Source organism: Streptomyces sp. NPDC002754 (assembly GCF_053592315.1).
Map to the genome: position 1 here is coordinate 80,017 of NZ_JBSFVM010000004.1, position 25,619 is coordinate 105,635.

The window sequence follows — 25,619 nt, forward strand, 5'->3', positions numbered from 1 at the left end:
CTGTGACCATCACCCAGCCGGACCTGAGCGTCTTCGAGACCCTTGAGTCGGAGGTGCGCAGCTACTGCCGCAGCTGGCCCACCGTCTTCGACCGGGCCCAGGGCAGCCGTATGTACGACGAGGACGGCCACGAGTACCTGGACTTCTTCGCCGGTGCCGGTTCGCTCAACTACGGCCACAACAACCCGGTCCTGAAACGCGCCCTGATCGACTACCTGGAGCGCGACAGCGTCGTGCACGGGCTCGACATGTCGACCTCGGCCAAGCGCAACTTCCTGGAGTCCTTCCAGAACATCATCCTGCGCCCGCGCGACCTGCCGTACAAGGTCATGTTCCCGGGCCCGACGGGCACCAACGCCGTCGAGTCCGCGCTGAAGCTGGCCCGCAAGGTCAAGGGCCGCGAGTCGATCGTGTCCTTCACCAACGCCTTCCACGGCATGTCGCTCGGCGCCCTCGCGGTGACCGGCAACGCGTTCAAGCGCGCGGGCGCCGGCATCCCGCTGGTGCACGGCACGCCGATGCCGTTCGACAACTACCTCGACGGGCAGACGCCGGACTTCATCTGGTTCGAGCGCCTCCTCGAGGACTCCGGATCCGGCCTGAACACCCCGGCCGCAGTGATCGTCGAGACGGTCCAGGGCGAGGGCGGCATCAATGTCGCCCGTGCAGAGTGGCTGCGCAAACTGGCGGATGTCTGCGAACGTTGGGACATGCTCCTGATCGTCGATGACATTCAGATGGGCTGCGGCCGCACCGGTGCCTTCTTCTCCTTCGAGGAGGCGGGCATCACGCCGGACATCGTGACCGTTTCGAAGTCCATCAGTGGGTACGGGCTCCCCATGTCCCTGTGCATGTTCAAGCCGGAGCTCGACGTCTGGGAGCCGGGCGAGCACAACGGCACGTTCCGTGGCAACAACCCGGCGTTCGTGACGGCGGCCGCTGCCCTGGAGACGTACTGGACCGACGGCGCGGCCATGGAGAAGCAGACCCTGGAGCGCGGCGAGCAGGTCGACGAGGTGCTCAGCGCACTGCGCACCGAGTACCACGACGAGATCGTCGAATACCGCGGCCGCGGCCTTGTCTGGGGCATCGAGTTCCGTGACAAGGACCGGGCCGGCAAGGTCGCCAAGCGGGCCTTCGAGCTGGGCCTGCTCATCGAGACCTCCGGCCCCGACAGCGAGGTCGTCAAGCTGCTTCCGGCACTGACGATCACGCCCGAGGAGCTGGACGAAGGCCTCCGCACGCTCACCCGAGCCGTGCGCGAGACCGCCTGACCAGCACAACAAAGTTTACGAGGAAAGGCAGCAACTCACCGTGATTGTCCGTTCGTTCAAGGAGATCGAGAACACCGACCGACACATCAAGTCGGCGACCGGCACCTGGGAGAGCAAGCGCATCGTGCTTGCGAAGGAGAAGGTCGGCTTCTCTCTGCACGAGACGATCCTGTACGCAGGGACCGAGACCGACATGTGGTACGCCAACCACATCGAGGCCGTGCTGTGCGTGGAGGGCGAGGCCGAGCTCACCAACCGGGAAACCGGTGAGACGCACTGGATCGAACCAGGAACGATGTACCTCCTGAACGGTCACGAGAAGCACACCATGCGGCCCAAGACCGACTTCCGCTGCGTCTGCGTGTTCAACCCTCCGGTGACCGGACGGGAGGACCACGACGAGAATGGCGTCTACCCGCTGCTGACAGAGGACGAGGGGGCCTGATCCCGATGACGACCGCACCCGACATCACGGACCTGTACCCGACGCGAGGCGCCTCCGAGGTGGCCACGCCGCGTGTCGACCCGGTCGTCTGGTCGGCGGAGGGAGCGCGAGGGCCGATTCGCCAGTCGGACCTCGCTTCCTTCGAGCGGGACGGCTTCCTCGCCATCGACGAGCTGATCGGCCCGGACGAGATCGGCATCTATCAGGCCGAGTTGAACCGTCTGGTGACCGATCCGACGATGCGCGCCGACGAGCGTTCCGTCGTCGAGAAGCAGTCGCAGGAGATCCGTTCGGTCTTCGAGATCCACAAGATCAGCGAGGTCTTCGCCGGTCTGGTGCGCGACGAGCGCATCGTCGAGCGGGCCCGTCAGATCCTCGGTTCGGACGTCTACGTCCACCAGTCACGGATCAACGTCAAGCCCGGTTTCGGGGCGCGGGGCTTCTACTGGCACTCGGACTTCGAGACCTGGCACGCCGAGGACGGCCTGCCGAACATGCGGACGGTGTCCGTCTCCATCGCTCTGACGGAGAACTACGACACCAACGGCGGGCTCATGATCATGCCCGGTTCGCACAAGACGTTCCTCGGCTGCGCGGGTGAGACGCCGAAGGACAACTACAAGAAGTCGCTGCAGATGCAGGACGCCGGGCTGCCCTCAGACGAGTCCCTCACGAAATTCGCCGACGCGCACGGCATCCAGCTGTTCACCGGCAGCCCCGGCTCGGCGACATGGTTCGACTGCAACGCCATGCACGGGTCCGGTGACAACATCACCCCGTACCCGCGCTCGAACGTGTTCATCGTGTTCAACAGCGTGGAGAACACGGCGGTGGAGCCGTTCTCGGCGCCGGTGCGGCGTCCCGAGTACATCGGGGCGCGCGACTTCACTCCGGTGAAGTGATCCTCGTACGCGCGTGAGTTGGGGCGGGACCGTCTTCGGTCCCGCCCCAACTGCTGTTACGGGGTTACCGGGTGGGGTAGTCCGTGTAGCCCTTCTCGGTGCCGCCGAAGAAGGACGCCGGGTCCGGGGCGTTGTACGGGCCCTCGCTCCTGAGGCGGTCCGGCAGGTCCGGGTTGGCGAGGAAGAGGGCGCCGAAGCTGAGGATGTCGGCGACTCCCTCCTCGACCAGACCGAGGGACCTGTGGTCGGTCGGCCCCTCGGTGTGCGCGTTGAGCACGAAGGGGCCGCTGAACCGCTTGCGCAGGTCGACGGTCACCTCGCGGCTGGGCTCGCCCACCTCCAGTACGTGCAGGTAGCCGAGGCCCAGCGGTTCCAGGGCGTCCACGAGCGCGGTGTAGGTCTCGACCGTGTCGTGGTCCCCCATGGAGTTGTACGGGTTGCCGGGCGAGAGGCGGATGGCGGTGCGCTCGGCGCCGATGGCCTCGGCGACGGCCTTGACGGCCTCCACGGCGAACCGGATCCGGTTCGCCACGCTGCCGCCCCACTCGTCGGTGCGCAGGTTCGTGCCGGGCGAGAGGAACTGGTGGATCAAGTAGCCATTGGCGCCGTGCAGTTCGACGCCGTCGAAGCCGGCCGCCACGGCGCCACGGGCGGCCTCGGCGAAGTCGGCCACGGTCGCGCGGACCTCGTCAGAGGTCAGCTCGCGCGGGGTCGTGAAGTCCTGGAAGCCCTCGTTCGTGAAGGCCTGACCCTCCGGGGCGACGGCGGAGGGGGCGACCGGCGCGCCGCCGTCCGGCTGAAGCGACGGGTGACCGATCCGACCCGCGTGCATCACCTGGGCGAAGATCTTGCCGCCCTTGGCGTGCACGGCGTCGGTGACCGGGCGCCAGGATTCGACCTGCTCCGCGGTGTGCAGGCCCGGCGTCCAGGCGTAGCCCTGGCCCACGGCCGAGGGCTGGATCCCCTCGGTGACGATGAGCCCCGCCGAGGCGCGCTGCGCGTAGTACTCGGCGGTCAGGGCGGTGGCGGTGCCGCCCTCGCCGGCCCGGCTGCGGGTCATGGGGGCCATGGCTATGCGGTTGGCCAGGCGGGTGCCGGGGAGGTCGATGGGGTCGAAGACGGTGGTCATGGCTACTCCGTTCAACGGGTGGTGACAGAGGGCGACACAGGGCGCCACAAGAACGACACAGGACCGCAATAAATCATTGGTCGGCCAATCAATCGGCCGCCCTCACTGTAACGCATTAATTGGCCGGCCAAGGTAATCTCGTGAAGACATCGAGAGGAGCCCCCATGTCCCCCACCGCCGAGGACCCCGGCTGTACCGGTCAGATCCCGGTCGCCGCCCGCAGCGGGCCCGTCAGCCTGGCCCTGTCCCGCGTGGCCCGGCTGCACCGGATCGCCGCCGGGCAGCGGCTGCGCGGGCTCGGGCTCTATCCGGGGCAGGAGTTCGTGATGATGCACCTGTGGGACAAGGGGCCCGTGCGTCAGTCCGAACTGATCAAGACGCTCGACCTGGATCCGTCCACGGTCACGAAGATGCTTCAGCGCCTGGAGCAGTCCGGGCACGTGCGCCGCACCCCTGATCCGGGCGACCGCCGCGCCTCACTCGTCGAGGCGACGGAGCGCAGCTGCGGGCTCCTGGAGGACGTGGCCGGGGTGTGGGGAACGCTGGAGGAGCAGACCCTGTCGGGGCTCTCCGAGCGGGACCGGGCGGAGTTCGCGCGGCTGCTGGCGCTGGTCGAGGGCAATCTGTGCGCGGAGGCCGGGGCGCAGGACTGCCCGTAGGGGTCAGGTGCTGGTCGGCCCCCGGCGCTTCACAGCCACGCCAGTCGGGCCGCCCGGTCCAGGAGGGTGCGGGCCGCCGCCGGGTCGCCGGTGCCCGGCGGGAGGGTGTCGGGGGCGGCGCGGCCGCCGATGAGGAGGCAGAAGTCGACCGGGTCCAGGGCGAGTTCGGCCCTCACCGGTTCGTCCTCGGAGCCGAGGACCCACTCCGTGGTGCGGCCCGCGTCCGTGATGGTGAGGGCGACGGGCGGGGCCTGCGGGCCGAGCGCCTGACCGAGCAGCCGCACGGCGAGGCGCACCAGGCTCCACAGGTGGCCGGCGGGCGGCGGGGGGACGGGGCGGTCCAGGGCGCGGCCGATGTCGTGGCTGTGGATCCACGTCTCGAAGGCGCGGACCAGGAAGTGCTCGGCGACGGGCAGCCGCGCGCCCATCAACCGGGCGGCCTGCGCGGCGAGTTCGAGGTCGCGGGCGGCGGGGGCGGCGAGCAGCCCGGCGGCCCGGTCGCGCCAGACGGCCACGGTGGCGTGCGGGTCACGGGCGCGTTCGTGGGCGATGACGGTGCGGGTGCGGGCCTCCCAGGCCATGCGCCAGTCGCTGTCCGCCGCCGCGTCGGCGGGCGGTTCGTGGGCCGGCAGGCCGAGGTGGACGGCCAGCGGCTCGTCGGCGGCGATGAGGTGCGCGACCGTGTCACGCACCGTCCAGCCGTGCACCACCTCCGTGGACCACGCGTCGTCCGCCTCGACGAGCAGCGCCTGGAGGGCGGCGACGGTGGCCGCGTAGGGCTGCGCGTGCGGGGCGGTGGCGCCGGGGCCGCGGGGTGCGGGCGGCCGACGCGCCAGGGCCGCGGCGAGGGGGCCGGTGCCGGTGGCGCGGAGGGGGGCTCCGACCGGGTCGCGCTGCGGCGGGCCGTCGGTGTGGAGCGGGTGACGGGCAGCGGGGCCGCCGGTGTGCGGCGGGTGCCCCGCAGCGTCGGCGTGCGGCGGGCCGTCGGCGTGGAGCGGGTGACTGGCCGCGTCCGCCTGTGGTGCACCGCCGGTGTGCAGCTGCTGCCCCGCAGCGTCGGTGTGGAGTGGGAGGCCCGCCTCGTCGGTGTTGAGTGGGAGGCCCGCCCCGTCGGCCTTCGCCTCGTCGGCTGTGCCGTGCCCGGTCGAGCCGGGTCCGGGTGGGCCGTTCAGGGCGCGGACTGTCGCGCGCAGGCGTTCCGCTTCGGCCGCGCACTCCTCGCAGTCCGCCAAGTGCGCGGGGACAGCGCGCTGTTCGTCGGCGGGGAGGGCCTCCATGGCCCAGGCGCCCAGGAGTTCGCTCACCAATCCGTGGTCGCGCGCGTCCGTGGCCATCAGGCACCCCTTTCGTGAGCCTCGCAGTCCGGCTCCGCCGGGTCCGCCAGCGTTTCGGCCAGGCGGTGCAGTGCCGTGCGCAGGCGGGTCTTGGCGGTCCCTTCCGGGATACCGAGTTCCGCCGCGGCCTGACGGTACGTCCGGCCCGCGAAGTACGCCAGATGCACCACCTGGCGCTGGGGCAGCGGGAGTTGGGCCAGGGCCGAATGCAGGAGCAGCGAGCGCTCGCGGTCGACGACCCGCTCGTCGGGCCCCGGGTCGGGGGCCGGGATGGCGTGCAGCGTCGCGTCGTCCGCGGCGTGGGCCTTGCGGTGCCGGGCCTCGCTGCGCACCCAGTCCACGGCGCGGCGGTGCGCCAGCATGGTCAGCCAGGCGCGGAGCGAGCCGCGCCGGGCGTCGAAGGCGTAGGGCCGCGCCCACAGTTGCGCGAAGACCTCCTGCGCCACGTCGTCCGCCGCACCCGCCGTGCGGGTCACCCGCACGGCGACGCCACGGACGAGCCCGCTGTACACGTCGTACGCCTCGGAGAGCGCGGCCTCGTCACCGTAGACGAGACGTCGGTGCAGCTCGGCGTCGTCCGCGGCCCGGTCCTTGGGGTCGTACGCATCCGTACGGGCCACCGGCACCACCACCTCGTAGTGCCTTCCTAGTGCCCACGGCGGCCCGGCGCCAGCCCTCAGCCGGAGAGTGCGTCCAGGAGGCGGTCGACATGGGCGGAGGTGTTGTAGAGGTGGAAGGAGGCCCTCAAGTTCCCTGCCCGGTCGGAGAGTTGGAGTCCCACCTTCCCCAACTCCGGCTGCCTCGCGCCGAGTCCGGGTACGGAGACGATCGGGGAGTCGGGTGCGGGGACGGGTTCGTGGCCGAGTCCGACGAGCCCCGCGCGGAACCGGGCGGCGAGCGCCAGGTCGTGGGCGCGGATGGCATCCGGGCCCAACTCCTCGATGACGGAGAGCGCGTGGCGGGCTCCGGCGTACGCGACGAGGCTCTGGCTCTCGTCGAACCGGCGGGCGGAGTGGGCGAGTTCGGCGACGGGTCCGTAGCAACTGTCCCAGGGGTTCTCCCCCGCGACCCAGCCGGCGAAGGCGGGTGTGAGCGCGTCGAAGCCCTCCCGGTCCGCCGGGCAGACGAAGAAGGCGACGCCGCGCGGGCAGGTCAGCCACTTGAAGGCGACGGAGGCCAGGAAGTCGGCCTCGGCGGCGTGCGCGGCGAGCGGGTACCAGCCGGCCGCCTGCGAGGCGTCGACGTAGAGCCGGGCGCCGTGCGCACGCGTGACCGCGCGCAGCGTCTCCAGGTCCGCCACCCTGCCGTCGGCCGACTGGGCCGCGCTCACGGCGACGAGCGCGGTCGACGGGCTTACGGCGTCGGGCAGCGCGTCCAGCGGGACGGTGCGCACCTTGAGGTCGCGGCGTACGTGGAAGGGGTTCACGGTGGAGCTGAACTCGCCCTCCGCGGTGAGGACTTCGGCTCCCGCGGGCAGCGACGTGGCGATGAGGCCGGTGTACGTCGCGACGGACGAGCCGGTGGCGACCCGGCTCACCGGGACGCCCGCGATCCGGGCGAAGGCCGCGCGCGCCTCCTCCACGTCCCCGAAGAGGGAGTCGTTCGCCCGCCCCTCGGCCATGCCGGCGACCGCGTCACGGACGGCGGCGACGGCGCGGGCCGGGAGGAGGCCCGTGCTCGCGGTGTTGAGGTAGGTGGCGGCGGGGCTGTACTGCGCGCGGACCAGCTCCGCGTCAAGGGCCTGAGGGACGGCCTGGTGCGCACCGGAAGTCTGCATGGCCCCACTGTGCCGCGCGGCCACCTGCCCGTCTATTGCGAATGTTTGTGGGGTACGCCTAAGCGACGCTTATTTACGCAGGTCAGGACTGGCATGTCGTTTGGGTCAGGCCTGGGGGACCGCGCAGCCGTCGGGGCCGCAGGCGTCGCCGTCCCCGGTCGCGCTGTCGATGACGGTGAGCGGGGAGCGGTCGGCCCACGCCTGGGTCAGGGCCTGCGTGAACACCTCGGCGGGCTGGGCGCCGGAGACGCCGAACTTGCGGTCGAGCACGAAGAACGGCACGCCGTTCGCGCCGAGTTCGGCGGCCTCCCGCTCGTCGGCGCGCACCGCGTCCGCGTACGCGTCGGGGGCGGCGAGCATCGCCCGGACCTCGCCCTCGTCGAGGCCGGCCTCGACGGCGAGCCGCACGACGGTCTCCTCGTCGGCGAAGACGGAGGACTCCTCGGCGAAGTTGCCCCTGTACAGGGCAGTGATCATGGCGTCCTGTACGCCCTTGTCCAGGGCGAGGTGGAGCAGTCGGTGCAGGTCGAAGCTGTTGCCGAAGTCGCGGCCCTCGGTGAGGTACGGCAGGCCGAGGGCGCCGGCCTGCTGCCCGAGGCCCTGCTCGTTGGCGGCGGCCTGCTCCTCGCTGATGCCGTACTTCTTGGCGATGTACGGGACCACGAGCCCGGTCTCCCCCGGCTTGGCGTTCGGGTCGAGCTCGAAGGACCGGTGCACGACCTCTACGTCGTCCTTGTGCGCGAACCCGTCGAGCGCCTCCTCGAAGCGGGCCTTGCCGATGTAGCAGAACGGGCAGTTGATGTCGGTCCAGATCTCGACGCGCATGGGTCTCTCGGTCTCTCGTCCACGGGTGCGCAGAGGTCTGCCCCTGCGCACCCGTACAACCGGACGGACCCTCCGCTCATTCCCCGCCCGGCGTGAACCGCATCCGGCGGTGCGAGCTGCCGCCGCCCTCCGCTCCCTCGTCGACCCAGCCGTGCCGGGCGTAGAAGGCCTGGGCGCGGGTGTTGTCCCTCTGCACGATGAGATGGGCCTCAGCGACGCCGTCGACCCGCCACTGCTCGACGCAGGCGGCGTGCAGCTCGGTGCCGATGCCGCGGCTCCAGTGGTCGGGGTCGACCTGGAACTGGTACAGCACGGAGGCGTCGGCCGGGGCCTCGTCGGGCCGCCGGAAGGAGGCGAGGCCGACGACGACGCCGTCCCTGACGCAGACGAGTACGTGCCCGTGCGGCCGGGCGATGGCCACCTCCCACCGCTCGACCCACGCGCCCGGGTCCCCGTCGTCCGGGAACCCCACCCGGTGGTACGTGGCGCGGGCTCTGCGGTGCAGGGCGGCGAGGGTGGGGGCGTCGGCGGCCACGGCGGTACGGATCATGAGCCGTCCCGCAGGCCCTCGGGCCACGTCGGGCGGTATGCGATGTGGTCGTAGGTGACCACGCAGCCCTCCCCCACCGGGGACTGCGCCAGGAAGCCGACCAGGGCCGTCGACGCGGCCTTCTCGTCGCCCAGGCCGAAGATGCGGATGAAGGTCCACGTCTCGCCGTCGGTCGAGGCGTGGAAGGCGAAGGCCGAGCCGGTGCGGCTCACGCGCAGCCAGACCGAGGAGCCCGGCACCACGAAGGCGTTCGCGTCGTCGGAGTGGCCACGGGTGACGACCGTGCAGATGGTGGGCTCGTCCGGGGACCGCTCGAAGCAGAGCTTCGCCCACTCCCGGTCACCCACATGAACGTAGAGCACCCCGGCGTCGAAGGCCGCGGCGAAGCCGACCGTGACGCGGGCGATCAGCTGGAAGTCCCCGTCGGGAGCCCCGAGGAGGCGCGGCGCGTCCGACGCCGGTTCGAGCGAGGAACCGGTCGGCGGCACGAAGCGGTCCTGGCGGGGCCCCGCCCACCCGGTGAGCACCCCGTCCTCGTACGACCAGTGGCCGTCGGGTCCGTAGGTGCGCAACGGGAAGGGCAGGGGCGGTATTTCGAGATCCATACCGTCAGTCTCGCAGGGGCCCGCGGGACCGCGGGCCCCGTACCGTCAGTTCTCCAGGCGGCCGTTGTAGCGGCGCGGCAGGCCCAGCGGGTTGCCGTCGCGCAGCTCCTGCGGGAGGAGCGCCTCCGGCGTCGTCTGGTACGAGACCGGGCGCAGCCAGCGCTCGATCGCGGTGCCGCCCACCGACGTGGACGTCGACGTCGTCGCCGGGTACGGGCCGCCGTGGTGCTGGGCGGGTGCGACCGCGACACCGGTCGGCCAGCCGTTGACGAGGACACGGCCGGCGATGGGCGTCAGCTCGGCGAGGATCTCGGCGCCGCGGCCCTCACCGGCGGCCTCGCCGGAGGACAGCTGGACCGTCGCCGTGAGGTTGCCGGGGAGGCGGGAGAGGACGGCCGTGATCTCGTCGGCCGTCTCGTAGCGGGCGACGACCGTCACCGGGCCGAAGCACTCCTCCAGGAGGAGGTCGTGCGCGCCACCCTCGGTCGCGAGGCGGGTGGCCGGGACCGTGAGGAAGCCGGGCGCCACGGTGTGCTCGCTGCCCGCGCCGGGGGTCACCGGGGCGTCCACGTCCGGGAGTTCGGCCCGCTCGGCGACACCGGCGATGAAGTTGTCGCGCATCCGGTGGTCGAGCAGGACCCCGGCGTCGGTGTCGCTGACGGCGGCCGTGAGGGACTTGACGAGCGTGTCGCCCGCCTCGCCCGTCGGCGCGAAGACGAGACCCGGCTTCACGCAGAACTGGCCGACGCCCATCGTCATCGAGCCGGCGAGCCCCGTGCCGATCTGGTCGGCGCGCTCGGCAGCCGCGGACTCGGTGATCACGACCGGGTTCAGCGAGCCGAGCTCACCGTGGAACGGGATCGGCACCGGACGCGCGGCGGCGGCGTCGAAGAGCGCGCGCCCACCGCGTACGGAGCCGGTGAAGCCGGCCGCGGACACCAGCGGGTGCTTGACGAGCTCCACGCCCGCGTCGAAGCCGTGCACCAGGCCCAGCACGCCCTCCGGGATGCTGTGCTCGGCGGCGGCCCGGCGGATGGTGGCGGCGACCAGCTCGGAGGTGGCCGGGTGGTCGGGGTGCGCCTTGACGACGACCGGGCAGCCGGCCGCGAGCGCGCTCGACGTGTCGCCGCCGGGCACGGAGAAGGCGAACGGGAAGTTCGAGGCCGCGTAGACCGCGACGACACCGAGCGGGATCTTGTAGCGGCGCAGGTCCGGGATGGGCGGCGTCGCCGTGTCGTCGGGGTGGTCGATGACGACGCCGAGGAAGGCGCCCTCGTCGACGATGTCCGCGAACTTCCTCAACTGGAAGCAGCTGCGGGTGAGTTCACCGCCCAGCCGGACCGGGCCGAGCGCGGTCTCCGCGTCCGCCGCCTCGACGAGGTGGCCCCTGGCCTCTTCCAGACGCTCGGCCGCGGTGCGCAGGAACGCGGCGCGGACGGCACGGTCGGCGAGGGCGGCACGGGCGCCCTGTGCGGCGCGCACCGCCTCGTCCACTTCCTGCGCCGTGGCCTCGTCCGCGACCTGCTCCCGCTGCTTCCCGGTTCGGGGGTCGACACTCCAGACTGGTGTTGCTGCCACGGCACATTCCTCCAGCTTTTCTCGCCGCGCACCAGGGTGAGCCACGAGGATCGTTCGATATACTGAACGCTGTCTCTGATGATGAACTACTCACCGAGACTATTTCTCGTCCAACGAAGGGGTCAAGCGCGATGTCGGCAGACGAGACGGGGGCCGCGGCGGGCGGCGGGCAGGTCAAGTCCGCGGTGCGGACCGTGGAATTGCTCGAGTACTTCGCGGGCCGGCCGGGGATGCACTCGCTGGCCGCGGTCCAGGAGGCCGTCGGGTACCCGAAGTCCAGCCTCTACATGCTGCTGCGCACGCTCGTCGACCTCGGCTGGGTGGAGACGGACGCGACCGGGACGCGGTACGGCATCGGGGTGCGCGCCCTCCTCGTCGGCACCTCGTACATCGACGGTGACGAGGTCGTGGCGGCGGCCCGCCCCACCCTCGACCGGCTCTCCGACGACACGACGGAGACGATCCACCTGGCGCGGCTCGACGGCACGAACGTCGTCTACCTCGCCACCCGCCAGTCGCAGCACTACCTGCGTCCCTTCACCCGCGTCGGTCGGCGGCTGCCCGCGCACTCCACGTCGCTGGGCAAGGCGCTGCTCGCCACGCACACCGACGAGCAGGTCCGCAAGCTCCTTCCGGAGACCCTTCCGTCGCTGACCGAGCACACGACCACCGACCGGGAGAAGCTCATCGAGGAGCTGCACCAGATCCGGGAGCAGGGGTTCGCGGTCGACCGCGAGGAGAACACGTTGGGCCTGCGGTGCTTCGGGGTGGCGGTTCCGTACCGCACCCCGGCCCGTGACGCGATCTCCTGCTCGGTGCCGGTGGCGCGGCTCACGCCTGCGCACGAGCAGATGGTCAAGGACGCGCTCTTCGATGCGCGAGACCGTTTGACGTTGGCAACGCGCCGCCTCTGACGCGCGGCACCGTCGTCACGGCCACGGGGCTCCGCCCCGGACCCCGCGCCTCAAACGCCGGCGGGGCTGGAAAGTCGCCTCAATCGCCGGCAGGGCTTGAAACGCCCCTCCACCGACGGGGTTGGAAATGCCCACCCACCGGCGGGCTGGAAATGCCCATCCACCGGCAGGGCCGGAAAGATCGCCTCAATCGCCGGCGGGGACTGGAACATCCGAACCCGGCGGGGGTCGGCTATTTGAGCCCCTGCGGCGATTGAGCAGCGGGGTCCGGGGCGGAGCCCCGATCTTTCAAGCCTCGCCGGCGATTGAGGCACGGAGCCCCGAGGGCAGAGCCCCGATCTTTTCAGCCCCGCCGGCGTTTGAGGCGTGGAGCCCCGAGGGCGGAACCGCGGGGCCGTGGCACATGAACGTACGGTGAGAAAGCGCACTGGTAGGAACGAATCGCCCCCACCCGCTCGTCTTCCCGTACGCAATGAACAAGACGATCAGGCGCGCCTCCGTCTTCACACTGCTCCTCGTGTTCGCCCTCCTGATCAGGGCGACCTGGGTGCAGTTCTACGACGGCCAGGCCCTCGCCAACAGCGACGACAACCGACGGAAGACGATCTCGCAGTACGCGAATCCGCTCGGCGACATCATCGTGGGCGGAAAGGCGGTGACGGGCTCTGCGAAGGCGGGCGACTCCAGCGACCTGAAGTACAAGCGGACGTACACGGACGGCTCGCTGTACTCGGCGGTGACCGGCTACACCTCGCAGGTGTACGGCGCCACGCAGCTCGAGGGGATCTACCAGGGCGTGCTCGACGGCACCGACACCCAGCTGAAGAACCCGCTGGACACGCTCACCGGCAAGAGCACCACCCCCGGTGACGTGATCACGACGATCGACCCGGGCGTGCAGAAGGCCGCGTACAGCGCGCTCGGCGACAAAAAGGGCGCCGCCGTCGCCATCGACCCGGACTCCGGAAAGATCCTCGGCATGGTGTCGACGCCGTCCTTCGACCCGTCGAAGATCAGCGGCTCGGGCTCCTCGGACGCGGCCGAGTGGAAGAAGCTGTCGAAGGACGAGGACTCACCGACCACGAACCGGGCGCTCAAGCAGGCACTGCCGCCCGGTTCCACGTTCAAGCTGGTGGTCGCCGCGGCGGCGCTGGAGGACGGTCTGGTCTCGTCGATCGACGACAAGACGGACACCCCGAACCCGTACAAGCTGCCGGGTACGAGCACGTACCTGAAGAACGAGACCACCTCGATGCCCTGCGAGGACGCCTCGGTCCGCACGGCGCTGCAGTACTCCTGCAACACCGTCTTCGGAAAGCTCGCCGCCGAACTGGGCGCGGACAAGGTCCGGGCGATGGCCGAGAAGTTCGGCTTCAACGACGAGAAGACGGACGTCCCGGTACGGGCCGCCAAGAGCAACTACCCGTCGAAGATGGACGACGCGCAGACGGCCCTGTCCGGCATCGGCCAGTTCGACGTGACGGCCACGCCGCTGCAGATCGCGATGGTCTCCGCGACCATCGCCAACGGCGGCGAGCAGGCCTCCCCGCACATGGTGTCGCAGGTGACGGACGCCGACGGCGACGAGATCAAGTCCTTCGAGGACGGCGACGACACCCGCGTCGTCAGCGAGTCGACGGCCTCGCAGTTGCAGTCCGCGATGCAGACCGTGGTCTCCAAGGGCACCGCCACGGTCGCGCAGATGGACGGCGCGACGGTCGGCGGCAAGACCGGTACGGCGCAGCACGGCGAGAACAACAGCGAGACCCCGTACGCCTGGTTCACCTCCTACGCGAAGGACGACTCGACCGGCAAGAAGGTCGCCGTGGCCGTGCTCGTCGAGCAGTCGGACGCGGCCCGCTCCGAGGTCAGCGGCAGTGGCCTCGCGGGTCCTGTCGCCAAGGCGATGATGGCGGCGGCGCTCAAGAACTGACGCCTCGTCAAGCACAGTTCCACCGAAGGGTGTCCGATATCACGGACACCCTTCGGTGCGTCGTACACAACGCTGGTACGCTCACGCCTCCCCCATCGGGCCGCCACTGTGAGGGAGGGATCGCGTGAGCACGGTTGTGGACGCCGGGGACGATTCCGCTTCCGCCGAGTTCCATGCCTTCTTCGAACGGCACCACCGCGAACTCGCCCGCCTCGCCCACCTGTTGACGGGCGAGGCGGACGCCGCCGACGACCTCGCCGCGGACGCCCTGCTCGCGCTCTGGCACCGCTGGGACCGGGTGCGGGACGCCGAGCACCCGGTGGCGTACGCGCGCGGCGTCGTCGCCAACCTCGCCCGCACCCGGATCCGCAGCGCGGTGCGCGAGCGGCGGCGCGTGGCCCTCTTCTGGTCGGGACGGCAGGACCGCACCGAGGGGCCCGACGTGCCTGCGGTCGTCGACATGCAGGGCGCGCTGCGCGAACTCCCGTTCCGCAAGCGGGCCTGCGTGGTCCTCCGGCACGCCTTCGACCTGTCGGAGAAGGACACCGCGCTCGCGCTCGGCGTATCGGTCGGTACGGTGAAGAGCCAGACCTCGAAGGGCATGGCCGAGCTTGAGCGGAGGCTCGGGAACGGCGAGCCGAACGGCCGGACACCCGGGCGCGTACGCTCGGTCGGCGCCGCGCTCGACGTCACGGAAGGGGGGCGTGGATGAGCGAGGACGACCTTCGGCAGCGACTGCGGTCGGCCGCCGACGCGCACCGGCCCGACCGTGCGCGGATGCTCGCCCGCGTCGAGCGCGGCATGTACGAGCGGCCTACCACGGACGAGCCCGAGCGGCGGCCCGCGGTGGGCTGGGTGCGAGTCGCCGGGATCACCGCGGGTGTCGTGGGGGCGCTCGCCGTGGGCGGGTTCGCGGTCGGCTCGGCGCTGCGGTCCGATCCGGCGCCGCGGCAGCAGCAGGTCGGCGTGTCACCGGCGCCGTCGCTGTGGGCGGACGGGTCGGTGGACCCCGGCTCGAACGCGTACTGGGCGCAGTCCAACGTCACGTTCAAGACGAAGAGCGAACTTGCGTCTCTTACGGTCGAGTTGCGGGTGGCACAGACCGGGAAGGTTCGCAGCACGGGGCACTGGCGGTCGCTTCCTGCCGGCGACTTCACGGAGACCGTGAGCGAGCGGGGCGGGTTCCTTGTGTATCGGTGGGTGTTGAGGGCGGGGCGGGTGGTTCCCGTGGGGGAGCACGTGTTTGCGGGGCAGTATGACCATGCGGAGGGCGGGCGGGACGCGTCCGCGGATCGGTATGTCGTTCGTGGGCGGGACGGTTCGGGTCAACGGGTGTCTGTGGACGGGGACTTCGCGCCGGGTGCGGGTCAACGGGGTTGACGTCGCGGGGCTCTGCCCCGGACCCCGCACCTCAAGCGCCGGCGGGGCTTGAAAGACCTGCTCAATCGCCGCAGGGGCTTGATATGCGCTGCTTAATCGGCGGCAACCCTTCCTCCGGTGGTGGCGACTGGAGGGCATGAAGAACACAACACGACACACTCAGACCCATCGACGTCGCGCCACCCGCCGCAGAGCATTGCTCGGGGGGCTTGGGGCGGTCACGTTGACCGGGGGTGCGCTCATGGTGAGTGGGATGCTCGGGAGTGCGGGGGCCGCGGCCGCCTGGCCGACGCCCACCGGTACCGAGGCCGTCAGCAGTTCGATCTCCGTCTCGGGGACGTACGACGGTGGGACCAAGCGGTTCTACGGCTCCGGGGACCTCGGCGGGGACGGGCAGGAGGAGGGGCAGGACCCGATCTTCAACCTGAAGGACGGCGCCGTCCTCAAGAACGTGATCATCGGCTCGCCGGCCGCCGACGGCGTGCACTGCGCGGGCAGTTGCACGCTGCAGAACGTGTGGTGGGAGGACGTCGGCGAGGACGCGGCCACGTTCAAGGGCAAGTCGACGTCCTCCGTCTACACGGTGACCGGCGGCGCGAAGAAGGCCGACGACAAGGTCTTCCAGTTCAACGGCGCGGGCAGGCTCACCGTCACCAAGTTCCAGGTCTCCGACTTCGGCAAGCTCGTCCGCTCCTGCGGCAACTGCTCGACGCAGTACAAGAATCGCGACATCACCATCAGCGACGTGGACGTGACCGCGCCGGGCAAGTCGATCGCCGGCATCAACTCGAACTACGGCGACACCGCGACCCTGCGCAACGTCCGCATCCACGGCGACAGCAGCAAGAAGATCAAGCCCTGCGTCCGCTACGAGGGCAACAGCTCGGGCGCCGAGCCGAAGGAGATCGGCAGCGGCCCGGACGGCACGTATTGCAAGTACAGCGCCTCTGATCTGACGTACGACTGAGCGGGGCACGCGACCGGGGACGTGGCCGCCACTGCGGCCACGTCCCCCTGAGCCGCCGGTGTCACTCCACGTAGTACGTCGGGTTCGGCAGCTTGTACGTCTTGCCCGAGTACCCGCCCTCCAGGTCCGAGTCCTGGTCGCCGAAGTTGCCGACGATGTCGTAGCCGCGGGACTCGATGTGCTTGCGCGTCCCCGACTTGTACTGCACCGTCGTGCAGTTCCAGGCGGCGGCCGTGGCGCAGTCGGCCAGGTACGCGGGCGGGTCGGTCTTGTCCTTGAGGAAGACGTGGTCCGCGTCGAGGTTGACGTCGATGCCGACCTTCTTCAGGTTCTCCACGGCGGCGGAGCGCTGCGTCTCACCGAGCCCCGAGTTGTAGAAGACCTCGACGCCCTTGGACTCGGCGTACCGGATGAGCTCGGGCGTGCCGAAGACGGCGGGGCGGTTCGCCTCGTCCACGTACTTCTTCCAACTGGCGTCGTTGTAGACGTAGTTGGTCTTCTTCTCGTAGTCGAGGCTGAGCAGCAGCGTGTCGTCGATGTCGAAGACGATCGCGGGCTTGTCGCCCTTGCCGTGGTGCTGCCGCGCCGCCGCGGCGATGTGCCGCTTCGCGCCCTTCTCGATCCGGGCGAGGTCCTCGGCGTACGGGCTGTCGGGCGCGGCCTGCCAGACGCCGTCGGCGTCCTGCTTCGCGCCGTAGTAGGAGTCGATCTCCTTGGTGAGGAGGCCGATGTTGTGCGGCTCCGCGGTGGCCTTGTCGTTCGTTCCGCCCGCGTCGGCGGAGCCGGCGGTGACGACGCCGGCGAGTACGAGGGAAGCGACCGTCGCTGTGGCGGCGGCGAGATGGCGCTTGCGCATCGGTGACGTAATCCAATTCTGGCCGTGACGGCTGCGAGGGCCGTCGGGGAATGGGGGACTCCGTGCAGGTGAATGTATGTCTACGCGCATCACATGAGCCCCGCGACCCGCTTTACCCGATCGATACCCGACACCAATATGGCCGCACCATTGCTCCGGCATGGCGCCTTGTTGACCGTGCCTTGAAGGGGCCCCTTCTAGGGTCGGAGGAAGCGCTCGATCCACAGAATGCAGGCCCCACCGTGACCGTGACCCCGACGAGTCTCCTCCCCCTCGCCGCCGGTGACCGCGCCACCCCACCGGTCCTCCTCGGCCTCTTCGCCGTGGGCGGCGTCATCGCCATGGCGGCCGGTCTGATCTGGGCGTTCGACGTCCGCGGGCTGACCCCGGTGGGCTACCTCCGCGTCCTGGGCGGCGCGCTGACCCTCGCGGGCGTGGTGCTGCTGTTCGTGACGTACGCCTTGTGGCACCTCGGCTGACGCACGGCGCACCTCACGCCCACGGGCGCCAGTCCCCGAGATACGTCTCCCGTGTGTGCGTGGCCGCCTGCGCGGCGGTGAGTCGCGGGCAGTTCCCCGGGATCGGCGAATCGGCACCGGGTCCGGTGTTCCGGTACTCCGCGAACCGCTGGTTCTGCCAGGGGTACGCGTCCGACATGTTGGCGTAGGGCGTGGCCGCGTCGATGCCACGGCCGATGCGTGTGTCGCGGACGACGAGGGCGGGCCTGGCCGTCGTGTCGGAGCTGGGCACCCAGGGGCGGGCCAGCTTGTAGTACGCGTCCGGTGCGGTGGAGTCGATCCGGCAGCGGCTGACCAGGAAGCCGCGCGGGTTGGCGGCCGCCGTGGACGGTGCGAAGACGAAACCGTACGGGGATGAGGCGAGGTCCGTGCGGTCGAGCGCGCGGAAGCGGCAGCGTTCGAGGACAGCCGTGCCGCGACCGAAGACGAAGTCGACGTCGCCCTCGACGTAGCAGTCGTGGAAGTACTGGCGGGCGAAGGCGGTGAGCGCGGCCGAGTCGGCGTACAGGGTGTCCTGGTGGCCGAGGAAGCGGCACTGGAAGAACGCCGAGCAGTCGCCCGTCACCTTGACCGCGACGGCCTGCGTTCCGGTGTACTCCGGGTTCGCCGCGCGCAACCAGTCGTTGGCGAAGGTGAGGTGGTGCGCGGTGAAGCCGTCGGGGCGCAGGGTGACGGTGGCGCTGCCGGTGGTGCCGTACGTGCCGGAGCCGTCGGGTTTCGGGGTGCCGGCGGCGTTGTCGTACACGATGACGGTGTCGCGGGGGTTGCCGGAGGCGCCGATCCACGTGGTGCCGGTGGCCGTGGCCGGGACGGTCACCGTTTCCCGGTAGGTACCGGGGGCGATGACGAGGGTGTGGGCGGGATCCGTTGCGGCGGATGCGGCGGCTTGGACGGTGCGGTGGTCGCCGGCGCCGTGGGGATGGACGTAGAGGGTAGTGGGGGTGAGACGGTTCCTCGGGGAGCCGTAGCGGCCGAAGGGGTGCCGGTGCGGCTTGGCGTCGGCCGGTGTGGTGGTGGCGGTCAGGGCGAGGGCCGTGACCGTGCCCGTGCCCGTGAGGAAGGTGCGTCTGGCGAGGCGGGTTTGCATGCTGCGGCTCCGGAGCGGGGGGATGTGGTGGGCGGCCGGCGATTGAGGCACACGTCACGGGGCTCCGCCCCGGGCCCCGCGCCTCAATCGCCGGCGGGGCTTGATATTGCTCAACTTGCGCCGATACGTGATGCAGTCCGACTCACGCTGGTGCGTGCCTGAATGGTGACTATCCGAGCCGGTCCGGGCCCGCCTCCCGGGACACCGTCCGCGGGACCGATCTCACCGGGTCCACATGCCGCCGCAGGGCCGGCTTCCAGCCTGCACCTGCGCGGAGCGGAGTGTCTGCGTGGGTTGTGTTGTAGGCGGCTACCAGGTCGACCGACTTGCCGTTGACCTGGTTGTCGGTTGTCGTCAGGGGATAGTCGTTCCAGCGGTGGAGGACGGTGTCCGCCCCGGTACCCCGCGGCAGCGTGAACGCGTTCTTCTCCGCGTAGAGCTGTGACTCGAAGCCGATGCCGAAGGAGTAGGCGTAATCGGCGTTGCCCACATACGAGTTGTTGTAGACGTCGACCTGTCCGAACCGGACGCGTGGGGCCCGCTCGACGAGGTTCTTGAAGAGGTTGTGGTGCAGGGTCACGCGGAGTTTGCCGCGGTCCGTGGCGGCCGCGCCGTCGCTGTTGCCGATCATCAGGGTCTTGTCGTGGTCGGCGAAGACGTTCCAGGAGGCGGTCACCAGGTCCGCGCCCTTGACGATGTCGAGCTCGCCGTCGTGCTGCTGGTAGATGCGGCCGTAGTAGCTGGGGAGGGTCGAGTCCGGGTGGGCGCCGTCGGTGAACTCGTTGTGGTCCAGCCAGACATGCGTCGCGTTGTAGACGACGGCCGCGTCGTACTCGGAGTTCCAGTTGCCGGTGTCGCCGTCCGTCGGGTCCCACTGTGGGAAGCAGTCGAGCGGGGACTCCAGGGTGAGGCCGCGCACGATGACGTTGTCGACGCCGTTGATCTGGAGGCTGCCACCTACGATGCCGGGGTTCTTCCCGACGCCGATGATCGTGGTGTTGGCGGGCACGTTCGCCTTGATGGCCTTGGCCTGGGCGGTGGCGGACGCGGCGCGCAGGTCCTCTTGTTCGCCGGACACCTCCTTGTCGTAGCCCCAGGTGGCAGGGTCGTAATCGGCGAGGTACTGGTCCAAGTCGTAGCCGGGCGCGGCGAATTCGGAGCAGGTCGCGCCGTCCGCGTCGAGGGTGCCCTTGATCTTGACGATCTTGGGCGCGGCGCCGCCGTCGGCGAAGGCGGCCTTCAGCTCCGCCCAGGTGGTGACGGTGTAGACGTGCGCGACGTCGGCGGCGGCGCCGCCCGCGGTACCGGTGGTGGCCGAGCCCCAGCCGTCGCCCTTGGCGAGGGTCTGCCGGGCGAGGTCGCGGCCGTGTGTCTCGGCGGCGCCCGCGGTGGTGACCGTGCCAGTGACGGCGAGGACGACGGCCGTGCAGCCGGCGGCGACGACCGCGTATCTCGTCTGCTTGCTGTTCTGACGGCTCTTCCTGTGTGCTCTCACTGTGCGGCTCCTGGAGGACGGTGTCGGAGTTCTCAGGCGGGGGTGGTTCCGGTGAAGTACGTCTTCGTGACCTCGACGCCGAGCTTCTGCCACAGGGCGAGGGACAGCGCCTGGACGTCGAGGAGCGCGACGCCATCCCGTTCGGCGAGGGCGGCCAGGGTGGCTCTTCGGGTGGGGCCGGCGGCGGGAGCCGCGGGGCACGGGGCGTCCCGCCACCGGCCCGGTCATGGGTGAACAGGCGTGCAGCGAGGGCTAGTTGGCCTGCTGCTTCCATTCGGTCTGCGCCTTGTTGAGCTGGTCGGCGAGCGAGTCGAGGAAGGCCTTGGCCGTCATCTTGCCGAGCATGACCTTCTGGAAGTCGTCCTCGTTGTCGGCCTTGGAGATGGTGTTCCAGTCGGGCAGGTAGTACGGAAGGTCCACGATCTTCGTCGAACCGGACGAGAGGGCGTCGGCTGCGAGCTTCGTCGGCTCGGACTTCTGGACCCAGTCGTCCTTGGCTGCCTCGGTGTTGGCGGGGATCTGCTTGGCCGACTCGTTCCACTTGCTGTTCTCCGCGTGCGAGGCGGCGAACTCCATGAACTTCCAGGCGGCCTTCTTGTTCTTGCTCGCCTTGAACAGGCCGAGCCCGTCCACCGGGTTGGAGACCTGGACGCGGGTGCCGTTCGGGCCCGTCGGGTTGGGAATGCCGCGGAACTTCGTACCGAAGGCCTTCACGTGGTCGCCGTACGAGCCGAGGTTGTGGCTCAGCATGCCGATCTTGCCGCTGTCGTACTGCGCAACCATCTTCGTGAAGTCGTTGTTGACGTCGGCGGACGGTGTCGCCTTCTTGTAGAGGGCGGCGTACTTCCCCAACGCGGCAACGTTCTTGGGGTCGTTGACCGTCGTCTTCTCGTTGTTCTTGTCCCAGAACGACGTGATGCCGCTCTGTCCGTACGTCACGTCGAGGGCCTGCGCGATGGAGCCCTCGCCGCCCCGGATGGTGTAACCGAACTCGTTCTTGCCGGTGTTGGTGAGCTTGGTCGCCGCGTCGAAGAACTTGTCCCAGGTCTCGGGCGCCTCAAGGCCCGCCTTCTTGAACAGGTCGGTGCGGTAGTAGAGGACGCCGTTGTTGGCGGACGTCGGCAGCTCGTACAGCTTGTCGCCGGCGCCCGCGGACTTCACCGACGCCATGAAGGCGTCGTTGAGCTTCCCGTTGAGCGAGCTCGTCGCTATGCGCTCGTCGAGCGGTTCGAGGGCGTCCTGCGCGGCGATGCCCGCGAGCATCGCGGTGCCCACGCCACCGACGTCGGGCAGGCCGCCGCCCTGGATGGCGGTGTCGTACTTGGACTGCACGTTCTCGGCGGGGACGCCGACGTACTTGACCTTGATGTTCGGGTTCTTGCCCTCGAAGTCCTTGATGATCTCCATCCAGACGTCGCGGCGCACGGCCGTGTTGTTGTCCCAGAAGGTGATCTCGCCCTTGCCGGAGCCCTCGTCGCCCTTGTCGCCGCCGGCGCCGCTGCCGTCGTCGCCGCAGGCGGTGGCGGTCAGGGCGAGGACCGTGCTGAGGGCGAGGGCGGTGCCGGTGCGCAGCGCGGATCTGCGGACGCCGCTGCGGGTTCCTCTGCGTGCACTGATGGTCATGATCGGCTCTCTTCTTCTGGATCCAACTGGAGGGTGGTGCTGCGGAAGTTCGTGAAACAGGCGGTGCCGGGTGCCTGGCCGCCGGGCGCCTGACCGTCGAGTGGTGCCGCCGCGAACAGGCCGAGCAGGGCGCCGACCCAGCGCCAGGGCTGGGCGGCGAACACCTGGCCGGAGCGCCAGAAGCCGTCTCCGGTGTCGACGAAGAGGCGGCAGCGGGCCCCGTCGGCGATGTCGACGCGCAGGCGCGCCGTCGCGTCGGGCGCCGCGCGGGGGTGGGCCGCGTCCCGTTCCGCGTCGGCGGTGGTCTCGGCGAACCGGTGCACGGCGTGGGCCGCCCCGTCCGCCCCGCGTTCGAGGCCGATCCACGTGTACGCGTCGCCGAGCACCGCAAGCCCCGCGCGGGCTCCGGGAGTTGTGGCGTCGAGCCGCAGGTCGACCTCCACGCGGCTCGGCAGGAGCGGCAGCCGCTGGGTCAGCAGGTGCGGTACGCGGCGCAGGTCGCGCACCCCGTCGACGGAGCGCACACAGGTCAGCCGCAGACCGTCCCCGTCGTGCGAACTCGTCTTGCCCGGGGTGGAGTTGGCCGTCCACTGCCACTGCGGCCCGAAGCGCCCGCCAGGGAAGACGTCGTCCGTCGCGGGCGCCGCCACCGTTCCCGGCGGCAGCGCGGGCTTCTCGTGTACGTCGACGGGGGCACCGTCGTCGCCGATCACCGGCCACCCGGAGGCGTCCCAGCGCATCGGCTGGAGGTGCACCACACGGCCGTACGGGCCGCGCTGCTGGAAGTGCAGGAACCAGTCGTCGCCGACCGCCGTGCGCACCCATCCGCCCTGGTGGGGGCCGTTGACGTCGGTGGCGCCCTGTTCTAGCACGACCCGCTCCTCGTAGGGGCCGAAGAACGAGCGGGAACGGAAGGCGCCCTGCCAGCCGGACTCCACGCTGCCCGCCGGGGCGAAGATCCAGTACCAGCCGTCGTGCCGGTAGACCTTGGGGCCTTCGAGGGTGAACCAACCGGGAATGCGGTCCCCGTCGATCAACACCGTTCCCTCGTCGAGGAGTTCGGTGCCGTCGGGCGCCATGCGGTGGCCGGTGAGGCGGTTCTTGATGCCGGCGCGGGATTTGGCGTAGGCGTGCACGAGGTACGCCTCGCCGGTCTCCGCGTCCCACAGCGGGCAGGCGTCGATGTACCCCTTGCCCGCCTTGATGAGGTGAGGTGTCGTCCAAGGCCCGGTGATGGATGGGGCGTTGACCTGGTACACGCCGTGGTCGGGGTCGCCCCAGAAGATCCAGAAGCGGCCGTCGTGGTAGCGGATCGACGGGGCCCACACGCCGCAGTCGTGGCGCGGGGTGGTGAACGCCTCGGCGGGTTCGAGCCGGTCGAGGGCGTGTCCGACGAGCGTCCAGTTGACGAGGTCGCGGGAGTGCAGCAGCGGAAGCCCGGGGACGCGGCCGAAGCTGGACGCGGTCAGGTAGAAGTCGTCGCCGACGCGGACCACGTCGGGGTCGGACCAGTCGGCGGCGAGCACGGGGTTGCGGTACGTGCCGTCGCCCAGGTCACCGGTCTTCTTGAAGGTCTTCGGCTTGGAGGTCTTCGGTGCGCGGCTCACGCGGCCACCGCCTTGCGGACGAGCGCCGCGGCCCGCTTGCGGTCGAGCGTGCCGTCGGCGACGACCGTGACCACGCGGCGTACGGCGGTGTCACCGGGGCCGATGGGCAGCCGGGCGGCGGAGGCGAGCGAGGAGCCGACGCCCGGGTACTCGTCGGTGCGGACGAACCACGGGTCGTGGCGGGTCCGCGCGGTGGCGCCCGCGAAGACGAGGGTCCAGCCGTCGCCCGCCATGGCCAGCCAGTCGGCGGGGCGGCCGTGGACCGCCTGCTCCCCCTCACCGCCCGCGGTGCTGTGTTCTCCCGGGGGACAACCCCCGGCCCCCCGGCCGGAAGAGGGACCGTTCGAGCTGAACACGGCCGGCGGCGCGCTCTCCTTCGGCGCCCGCCAGAAGAAGCCTCCGTACGCGGCGCCGGGACGGCCGTTGGTCGCGGGACTGCCGATGCTCAGCCCGTCGTCCGACGGGTTGGTGAGCGAGAACGTGAAGTCCAACGCCCAGGCGTCGTCGGCAAGTTGGGTGGTGGCCACGGTGCGGCGCTCGCGCAGGAGCGGCATGCAGCCATCCGCGGTCCAGTCCAAGTCCTCCACGAACCCGTCCGGGTCGCACAGCTTGAACTCGCGGTGCCGCTGCTCGCCGTGGTTGTCGAACTCGGTCGGCCCCTGCCCCTCGACGTAGGTGCGCCCACCCCAGAAGTTGCGCCCCGCGACGTCCGGCACGGCGACGCCCGCCCCGAGGTGGTGCAGGTGGTCGGCGGGCGCGAACTCGGTGACCGGAGTGCCGGCGAGCGTCGTCACCGGGTGCAGGAAGGGGCGCGGCGAGAGGCGCCGCGCGACGTCGGGGCGGATCTCGTAGCGGGCGACGGGGCGGCCCGCACAGCTCAGCGTCAGCGGGGCGGTGATCAGCCCGTTCGGGGTTCGGGTCACGACGAGGCCTCCACTCCGGAGCGGGCCCAGGACGCGCCGAGCCCGGCGAAGCCAGTGAGTCCGTCGGCGCTCGCGGCGACGAGCCCGTCGGCGCCGTGCACCACCCGGCGTACGGCGCCGGGCCGGTCGGCGGGCATCTCGCTCCACGCGTCGGCGGGCAGCGCCAGCGGGTCGGGGGCCCGCCGGATCGCCTCGACCACGCGCATGAACGCGCCGGTGGCGGCGGGCGGCACGAGCAGCGGTGTCTCCCCGTCGGTGGCGAGGTGTTCGACGAGGTTCGCCAGGAGGTCGGTGCGCCCGTGCACGGTCTCCTGCGGGCCGTGGCCCGCGCGCTGCACGAGGACGCGGTCCTGCTTGTACCAGAACGTGATCCGGCCGCGGCTGCCGTGCACGATGACGTACGGCTCGTCGGGCAGCTCGGCGCACAGGGTCGCGGCGACGGTGACGCGCGATCCGGTACGGGTGGTCAGCTCGACGTACGAGGTGTCGTCGGCCTCGATGTCGTTGGCGCGGTACAGCTCGGTGCGGATCGTGGTGAGGTCGTCGCCGCCGGTCGCGCCGTCGAGGGCGAGGGAGGTGGCGACGGCGTGGGCGAGGGGGTTGGTGAGCACGCCGTCGACCACATCAACGGTGCGGCCCGTGCCGCCGGCGTCCGCGAGACGTCGACGTCCGGCCCAGGGGGCGCGCCGGTAGTAGGCCTCGTCGCGGGCCCAGGCTCCGGCGGCGCCGATGCCGAGGGCCTCGCCGATGGCGCCGTCGCGTACGAGATCTCGTATATGGGACACCGCATGCGAGCCGAGCGACTGGAAGCCGATCTGGCAGGCGATCCCCGCCTCGGCCACCCCGGCCGCCATCCGCTCGTATTCCGTATATGACGGCGCAGGCGGCTTCTCCAGGAGCAGGTGCACGCCCCGCTCGGCGGCGACCAGGGCCAGCTCCGTGTGCGTCGGGATCGGGGTGCAGATGATCGCGATCCGGGCGCCGGTGCGGTCGAGCAGCTCCCCGAAGTCGGCGGACTGCACGAGGCCACCGGCCTCGAACCCGTCGAGCTCCGCCGCGTCCAACGGCCGCAGCTCGCACACTCCGACGAGCTGAACCCGCCCCGCCTCCGCGAGGCCCCGAAGGTTGTTCAGGTGCCAGCGGCCGTGTCCGCGAGCGCCCGCGAGGACGACGGGAACGGGCTCGCGCACCGGGCCGCCGTCGCCTGTCTGCATGATCGACTTGATCTTCATGGTGGT

At 70.8% G+C, this 25,619-nt stretch carries 25 protein-coding genes; 10 read left to right on the forward strand and 15 right to left on the reverse strand.

Annotated elements, in window-relative coordinates:
• The first annotated feature begins 2 nt into the window (after window positions 1–2).
• Genes ectB through thpD form a run of 3 tightly spaced genes read left to right on the forward strand, consistent with a single transcriptional unit; the run spans window position 3 to window position 2,621 of the window.
• Window positions 3–1,274, forward strand: a complete 1,272-nt coding sequence (gene ectB, locus ACWD2L_RS12470; protein WP_351343107.1) for a diaminobutyrate--2-oxoglutarate transaminase — start codon at window positions 3–5, stop codon at window positions 1,272–1,274.
• 40 nt (window positions 1,275–1,314) lie between these two features.
• Complete coding sequence (locus tag ACWD2L_RS12475) at window positions 1,315–1,719, forward strand: ectoine synthase (protein WP_351343105.1); 405 nt, start codon at window positions 1,315–1,317, stop codon at window positions 1,717–1,719.
• Window positions 1,720–1,724: 5 nt separating this feature from the next.
• Entirely contained in the window at window positions 1,725–2,621 is an 897-nt protein-coding gene (thpD, locus tag ACWD2L_RS12480; RefSeq protein WP_351343103.1) for an ectoine hydroxylase, read from the forward strand.
• Window positions 2,622–2,685: 64 nt separating this feature from the next.
• On the opposite strand, the gene ACWD2L_RS12485 is transcribed toward thpD, so the two are convergent.
• A complete protein-coding gene (locus tag ACWD2L_RS12485; protein ID WP_351343101.1) occupies window positions 2,686–3,750 on the reverse strand; it encodes an alkene reductase in 1,065 nt (354 codons plus the stop codon).
• A gap of 164 nt (window positions 3,751–3,914) precedes the next feature.
• On the opposite strand from ACWD2L_RS12485, the gene ACWD2L_RS12490 reads away from it, so the two are divergent.
• A complete protein-coding gene (locus ACWD2L_RS12490) occupies window positions 3,915–4,409 on the forward strand; it encodes a MarR family winged helix-turn-helix transcriptional regulator (RefSeq protein ID WP_351343099.1) in 495 nt (164 codons plus the stop codon).
• Window positions 4,410–4,438: 29 nt separating this feature from the next.
• Here ACWD2L_RS12490 and ACWD2L_RS12495 read toward each other — a convergent pair whose 3' ends face one another.
• From ACWD2L_RS12495 to ACWD2L_RS12525, 7 genes are all read right to left on the reverse strand, one after another.
• On the reverse strand, window positions 4,439–5,743 hold the full coding sequence (locus ACWD2L_RS12495) for a maleylpyruvate isomerase family mycothiol-dependent enzyme (protein WP_351343097.1): 1,305 nt from the start codon (window positions 5,741–5,743) through the stop codon (window positions 4,439–4,441).
• A complete protein-coding gene (locus ACWD2L_RS12500) occupies window positions 5,743–6,375 on the reverse strand; it encodes a sigma-70 family RNA polymerase sigma factor (protein ID WP_451189459.1) in 633 nt (210 codons plus the stop codon). Before ACWD2L_RS12500 ends, ACWD2L_RS12495 begins: the two co-directional genes overlap by 1 nt.
• Window positions 6,376–6,419: 44 nt before the next feature.
• Entirely contained in the window at window positions 6,420–7,556 is a 1,137-nt protein-coding gene (locus tag ACWD2L_RS12505) for an aminotransferase class V-fold PLP-dependent enzyme (RefSeq protein WP_451189602.1), read from the reverse strand.
• A gap of 69 nt (window positions 7,557–7,625) precedes the next feature.
• Window positions 7,626–8,345 (reverse strand): DsbA family oxidoreductase, encoded by a 720-nt coding sequence (locus ACWD2L_RS12510; RefSeq protein ID WP_351343091.1) that lies wholly within the window; start codon window positions 8,343–8,345, stop codon window positions 7,626–7,628.
• Window positions 8,346–8,421: 76 nt separating this feature from the next.
• Window positions 8,422–8,895, reverse strand: coding sequence for a GNAT family N-acetyltransferase (locus ACWD2L_RS12515; RefSeq protein WP_351343089.1), 474 nt, complete (start codon window positions 8,893–8,895; stop codon window positions 8,422–8,424).
• On the reverse strand, window positions 8,892–9,500 hold the full coding sequence (locus ACWD2L_RS12520) for a DUF1349 domain-containing protein (RefSeq protein ID WP_351343087.1): 609 nt from the start codon (window positions 9,498–9,500) through the stop codon (window positions 8,892–8,894). The genes ACWD2L_RS12515 and ACWD2L_RS12520 overlap by 4 nt, the downstream gene beginning before the upstream one ends.
• A 45-nt stretch (window positions 9,501–9,545) precedes the next feature.
• On the reverse strand, window positions 9,546–11,078 hold the full coding sequence (locus tag ACWD2L_RS12525) for an aldehyde dehydrogenase (NADP(+)) (RefSeq protein WP_351343085.1): 1,533 nt from the start codon (window positions 11,076–11,078) through the stop codon (window positions 9,546–9,548).
• Window positions 11,079–11,209: 131 nt separating this feature from the next.
• On the opposite strand from ACWD2L_RS12525, the gene ACWD2L_RS12530 reads away from it, so the two are divergent.
• The 5 genes from ACWD2L_RS12530 to ACWD2L_RS12550 all read left to right on the forward strand — a co-directional run bounded on the left by ACWD2L_RS12530 (window position 11,210) and on the right by ACWD2L_RS12550 (window position 16,272).
• Window positions 11,210–11,992 (forward strand): IclR family transcriptional regulator, encoded by a 783-nt coding sequence (locus ACWD2L_RS12530; protein WP_351343083.1) that lies wholly within the window; start codon window positions 11,210–11,212, stop codon window positions 11,990–11,992.
• Between the two features lie 472 nt (window positions 11,993–12,464).
• The gene (locus tag ACWD2L_RS12535; protein ID WP_351343082.1) at window positions 12,465–13,925 is read left to right on the forward strand and encodes a peptidoglycan D,D-transpeptidase FtsI family protein; all 1,461 of its coding nucleotides are present in this window, start codon (window positions 12,465–12,467) and stop codon (window positions 13,923–13,925) included.
• A 124-nt stretch (window positions 13,926–14,049) separates the two neighbouring features.
• Window positions 14,050–14,637: a SigE family RNA polymerase sigma factor gene (locus ACWD2L_RS12540; protein WP_351343080.1), complete on the forward strand. Its 588-nt coding sequence runs from the start codon at window positions 14,050–14,052 to the stop codon at window positions 14,635–14,637.
• A complete protein-coding gene (locus tag ACWD2L_RS12545; RefSeq protein ID WP_351343078.1) occupies window positions 14,634–15,305 on the forward strand; it encodes a hypothetical protein in 672 nt (223 codons plus the stop codon). The genes ACWD2L_RS12540 and ACWD2L_RS12545 overlap by 4 nt, the downstream gene beginning before the upstream one ends.
• 136 nt (window positions 15,306–15,441) lie before the next feature.
• Entirely contained in the window at window positions 15,442–16,272 is an 831-nt protein-coding gene (locus ACWD2L_RS12550) for a pectate lyase (RefSeq protein WP_351343076.1), read from the forward strand.
• Between the two features lie 61 nt (window positions 16,273–16,333).
• Here ACWD2L_RS12550 and ACWD2L_RS12555 read toward each other — a convergent pair whose 3' ends face one another.
• The gene (locus tag ACWD2L_RS12555) at window positions 16,334–17,128 is read right to left on the reverse strand and encodes an HAD family acid phosphatase (RefSeq protein WP_351343325.1); all 795 of its coding nucleotides are present in this window, start codon (window positions 17,126–17,128) and stop codon (window positions 16,334–16,336) included.
• 248 nt (window positions 17,129–17,376) lie between these two features.
• Between ACWD2L_RS12555 and ACWD2L_RS12560 the strand changes: the two genes are divergently transcribed.
• Window positions 17,377–17,607 carry a hypothetical protein gene (locus tag ACWD2L_RS12560; RefSeq protein WP_351343327.1) on the forward strand — a complete coding sequence of 77 codons (231 nt, stop codon included), beginning with the start codon at window positions 17,377–17,379 and terminating at the stop codon, window positions 17,605–17,607.
• Window positions 17,608–17,620: 13 nt separating this feature from the next.
• Here ACWD2L_RS12560 and ACWD2L_RS12565 read toward each other — a convergent pair whose 3' ends face one another.
• The 6 genes from ACWD2L_RS12565 to ACWD2L_RS12590 all read right to left on the reverse strand — a co-directional run bounded on the left by ACWD2L_RS12565 (window position 17,621) and on the right by ACWD2L_RS12590 (window position 25,613).
• Complete coding sequence (locus ACWD2L_RS12565) at window positions 17,621–18,733, reverse strand: pectinesterase family protein (protein WP_451189466.1); 1,113 nt, start codon at window positions 18,731–18,733, stop codon at window positions 17,621–17,623.
• A 169-nt stretch (window positions 18,734–18,902) separates the two neighbouring features.
• Complete coding sequence (locus tag ACWD2L_RS12570) at window positions 18,903–20,228, reverse strand: pectate lyase family protein (protein WP_351343331.1); 1,326 nt, start codon at window positions 20,226–20,228, stop codon at window positions 18,903–18,905.
• 252 nt (window positions 20,229–20,480) lie between these two features.
• Window positions 20,481–21,851, reverse strand: a complete 1,371-nt coding sequence (locus ACWD2L_RS12575) for an ABC transporter substrate-binding protein (RefSeq protein WP_351343333.1) — start codon at window positions 21,849–21,851, stop codon at window positions 20,481–20,483.
• Entirely contained in the window at window positions 21,848–23,404 is a 1,557-nt protein-coding gene (locus ACWD2L_RS12580; protein ID WP_351343353.1) for a glycoside hydrolase family 43 protein, read from the reverse strand. The genes ACWD2L_RS12575 and ACWD2L_RS12580 overlap by 4 nt, the downstream gene beginning before the upstream one ends.
• A 50-nt stretch (window positions 23,405–23,454) precedes the next feature.
• Window positions 23,455–24,381, reverse strand: coding sequence for a DUF6807 domain-containing protein (locus tag ACWD2L_RS12585; RefSeq protein ID WP_351343335.1), 927 nt, complete (start codon window positions 24,379–24,381; stop codon window positions 23,455–23,457).
• Window positions 24,378–25,613, reverse strand: coding sequence for a Gfo/Idh/MocA family protein (locus ACWD2L_RS12590; protein WP_451189605.1), 1,236 nt, complete (start codon window positions 25,611–25,613; stop codon window positions 24,378–24,380). The genes ACWD2L_RS12585 and ACWD2L_RS12590 overlap by 4 nt, the downstream gene beginning before the upstream one ends.
• Window positions 25,614–25,619: the final 6 nt, after the last annotated feature.

What these genes read in the sequence shown, in the direction of transcription:
- thpD (WP_351343103.1), top strand. Translation starts at nt 1,725, where the DNA reads ATGACGACCGCACCCGACATCACGGACCTGTACCCGACGCGAGGCGCC.
- ACWD2L_RS12485 (WP_351343101.1), bottom strand. Translation starts at nt 3,750, where the DNA reads ATGACCACCGTCTTCGACCCCATCGACCTCCCCGGCACCCGCCTGGCC.
- ACWD2L_RS12490 (WP_351343099.1), top strand. Translation starts at nt 3,915, where the DNA reads ATGTCCCCCACCGCCGAGGACCCCGGCTGTACCGGTCAGATCCCGGTC.
- ACWD2L_RS12495 (WP_351343097.1), bottom strand. Translation starts at nt 5,743, where the DNA reads ATGGCCACGGACGCGCGCGACCACGGATTGGTGAGCGAACTCCTGGGC.
- ACWD2L_RS12510 (WP_351343091.1), bottom strand. Translation starts at nt 8,345, where the DNA reads ATGCGCGTCGAGATCTGGACCGACATCAACTGCCCGTTCTGCTACATC.
- ACWD2L_RS12515 (WP_351343089.1), bottom strand. Translation starts at nt 8,895, where the DNA reads ATGATCCGTACCGCCGTGGCCGCCGACGCCCCCACCCTCGCCGCCCTG.
- ACWD2L_RS12520 (WP_351343087.1), bottom strand. Translation starts at nt 9,500, where the DNA reads ATGGATCTCGAAATACCGCCCCTGCCCTTCCCGTTGCGCACCTACGGA.
- ACWD2L_RS12530 (WP_351343083.1), top strand. Translation starts at nt 11,210, where the DNA reads ATGTCGGCAGACGAGACGGGGGCCGCGGCGGGCGGCGGGCAGGTCAAG.
- ACWD2L_RS12535 (WP_351343082.1), top strand. Translation starts at nt 12,465, where the DNA reads ATGAACAAGACGATCAGGCGCGCCTCCGTCTTCACACTGCTCCTCGTG.
- ACWD2L_RS12545 (WP_351343078.1), top strand. Translation starts at nt 14,634, where the DNA reads ATGAGCGAGGACGACCTTCGGCAGCGACTGCGGTCGGCCGCCGACGCG.
- ACWD2L_RS12550 (WP_351343076.1), top strand. Translation starts at nt 15,442, where the DNA reads ATGAAGAACACAACACGACACACTCAGACCCATCGACGTCGCGCCACC.
- ACWD2L_RS12555 (WP_351343325.1), bottom strand. Translation starts at nt 17,128, where the DNA reads ATGCGCAAGCGCCATCTCGCCGCCGCCACAGCGACGGTCGCTTCCCTC.
- ACWD2L_RS12565 (WP_451189466.1), bottom strand. Translation starts at nt 18,733, where the DNA reads ATGCAAACCCGCCTCGCCAGACGCACCTTCCTCACGGGCACGGGCACG.
- ACWD2L_RS12575 (WP_351343333.1), bottom strand. Translation starts at nt 21,851, where the DNA reads ATGACCATCAGTGCACGCAGAGGAACCCGCAGCGGCGTCCGCAGATCC.
- ACWD2L_RS12590 (WP_451189605.1), bottom strand. Translation starts at nt 25,613, where the DNA reads ATGAAGATCAAGTCGATCATGCAGACAGGCGACGGCGGCCCGGTGCGC.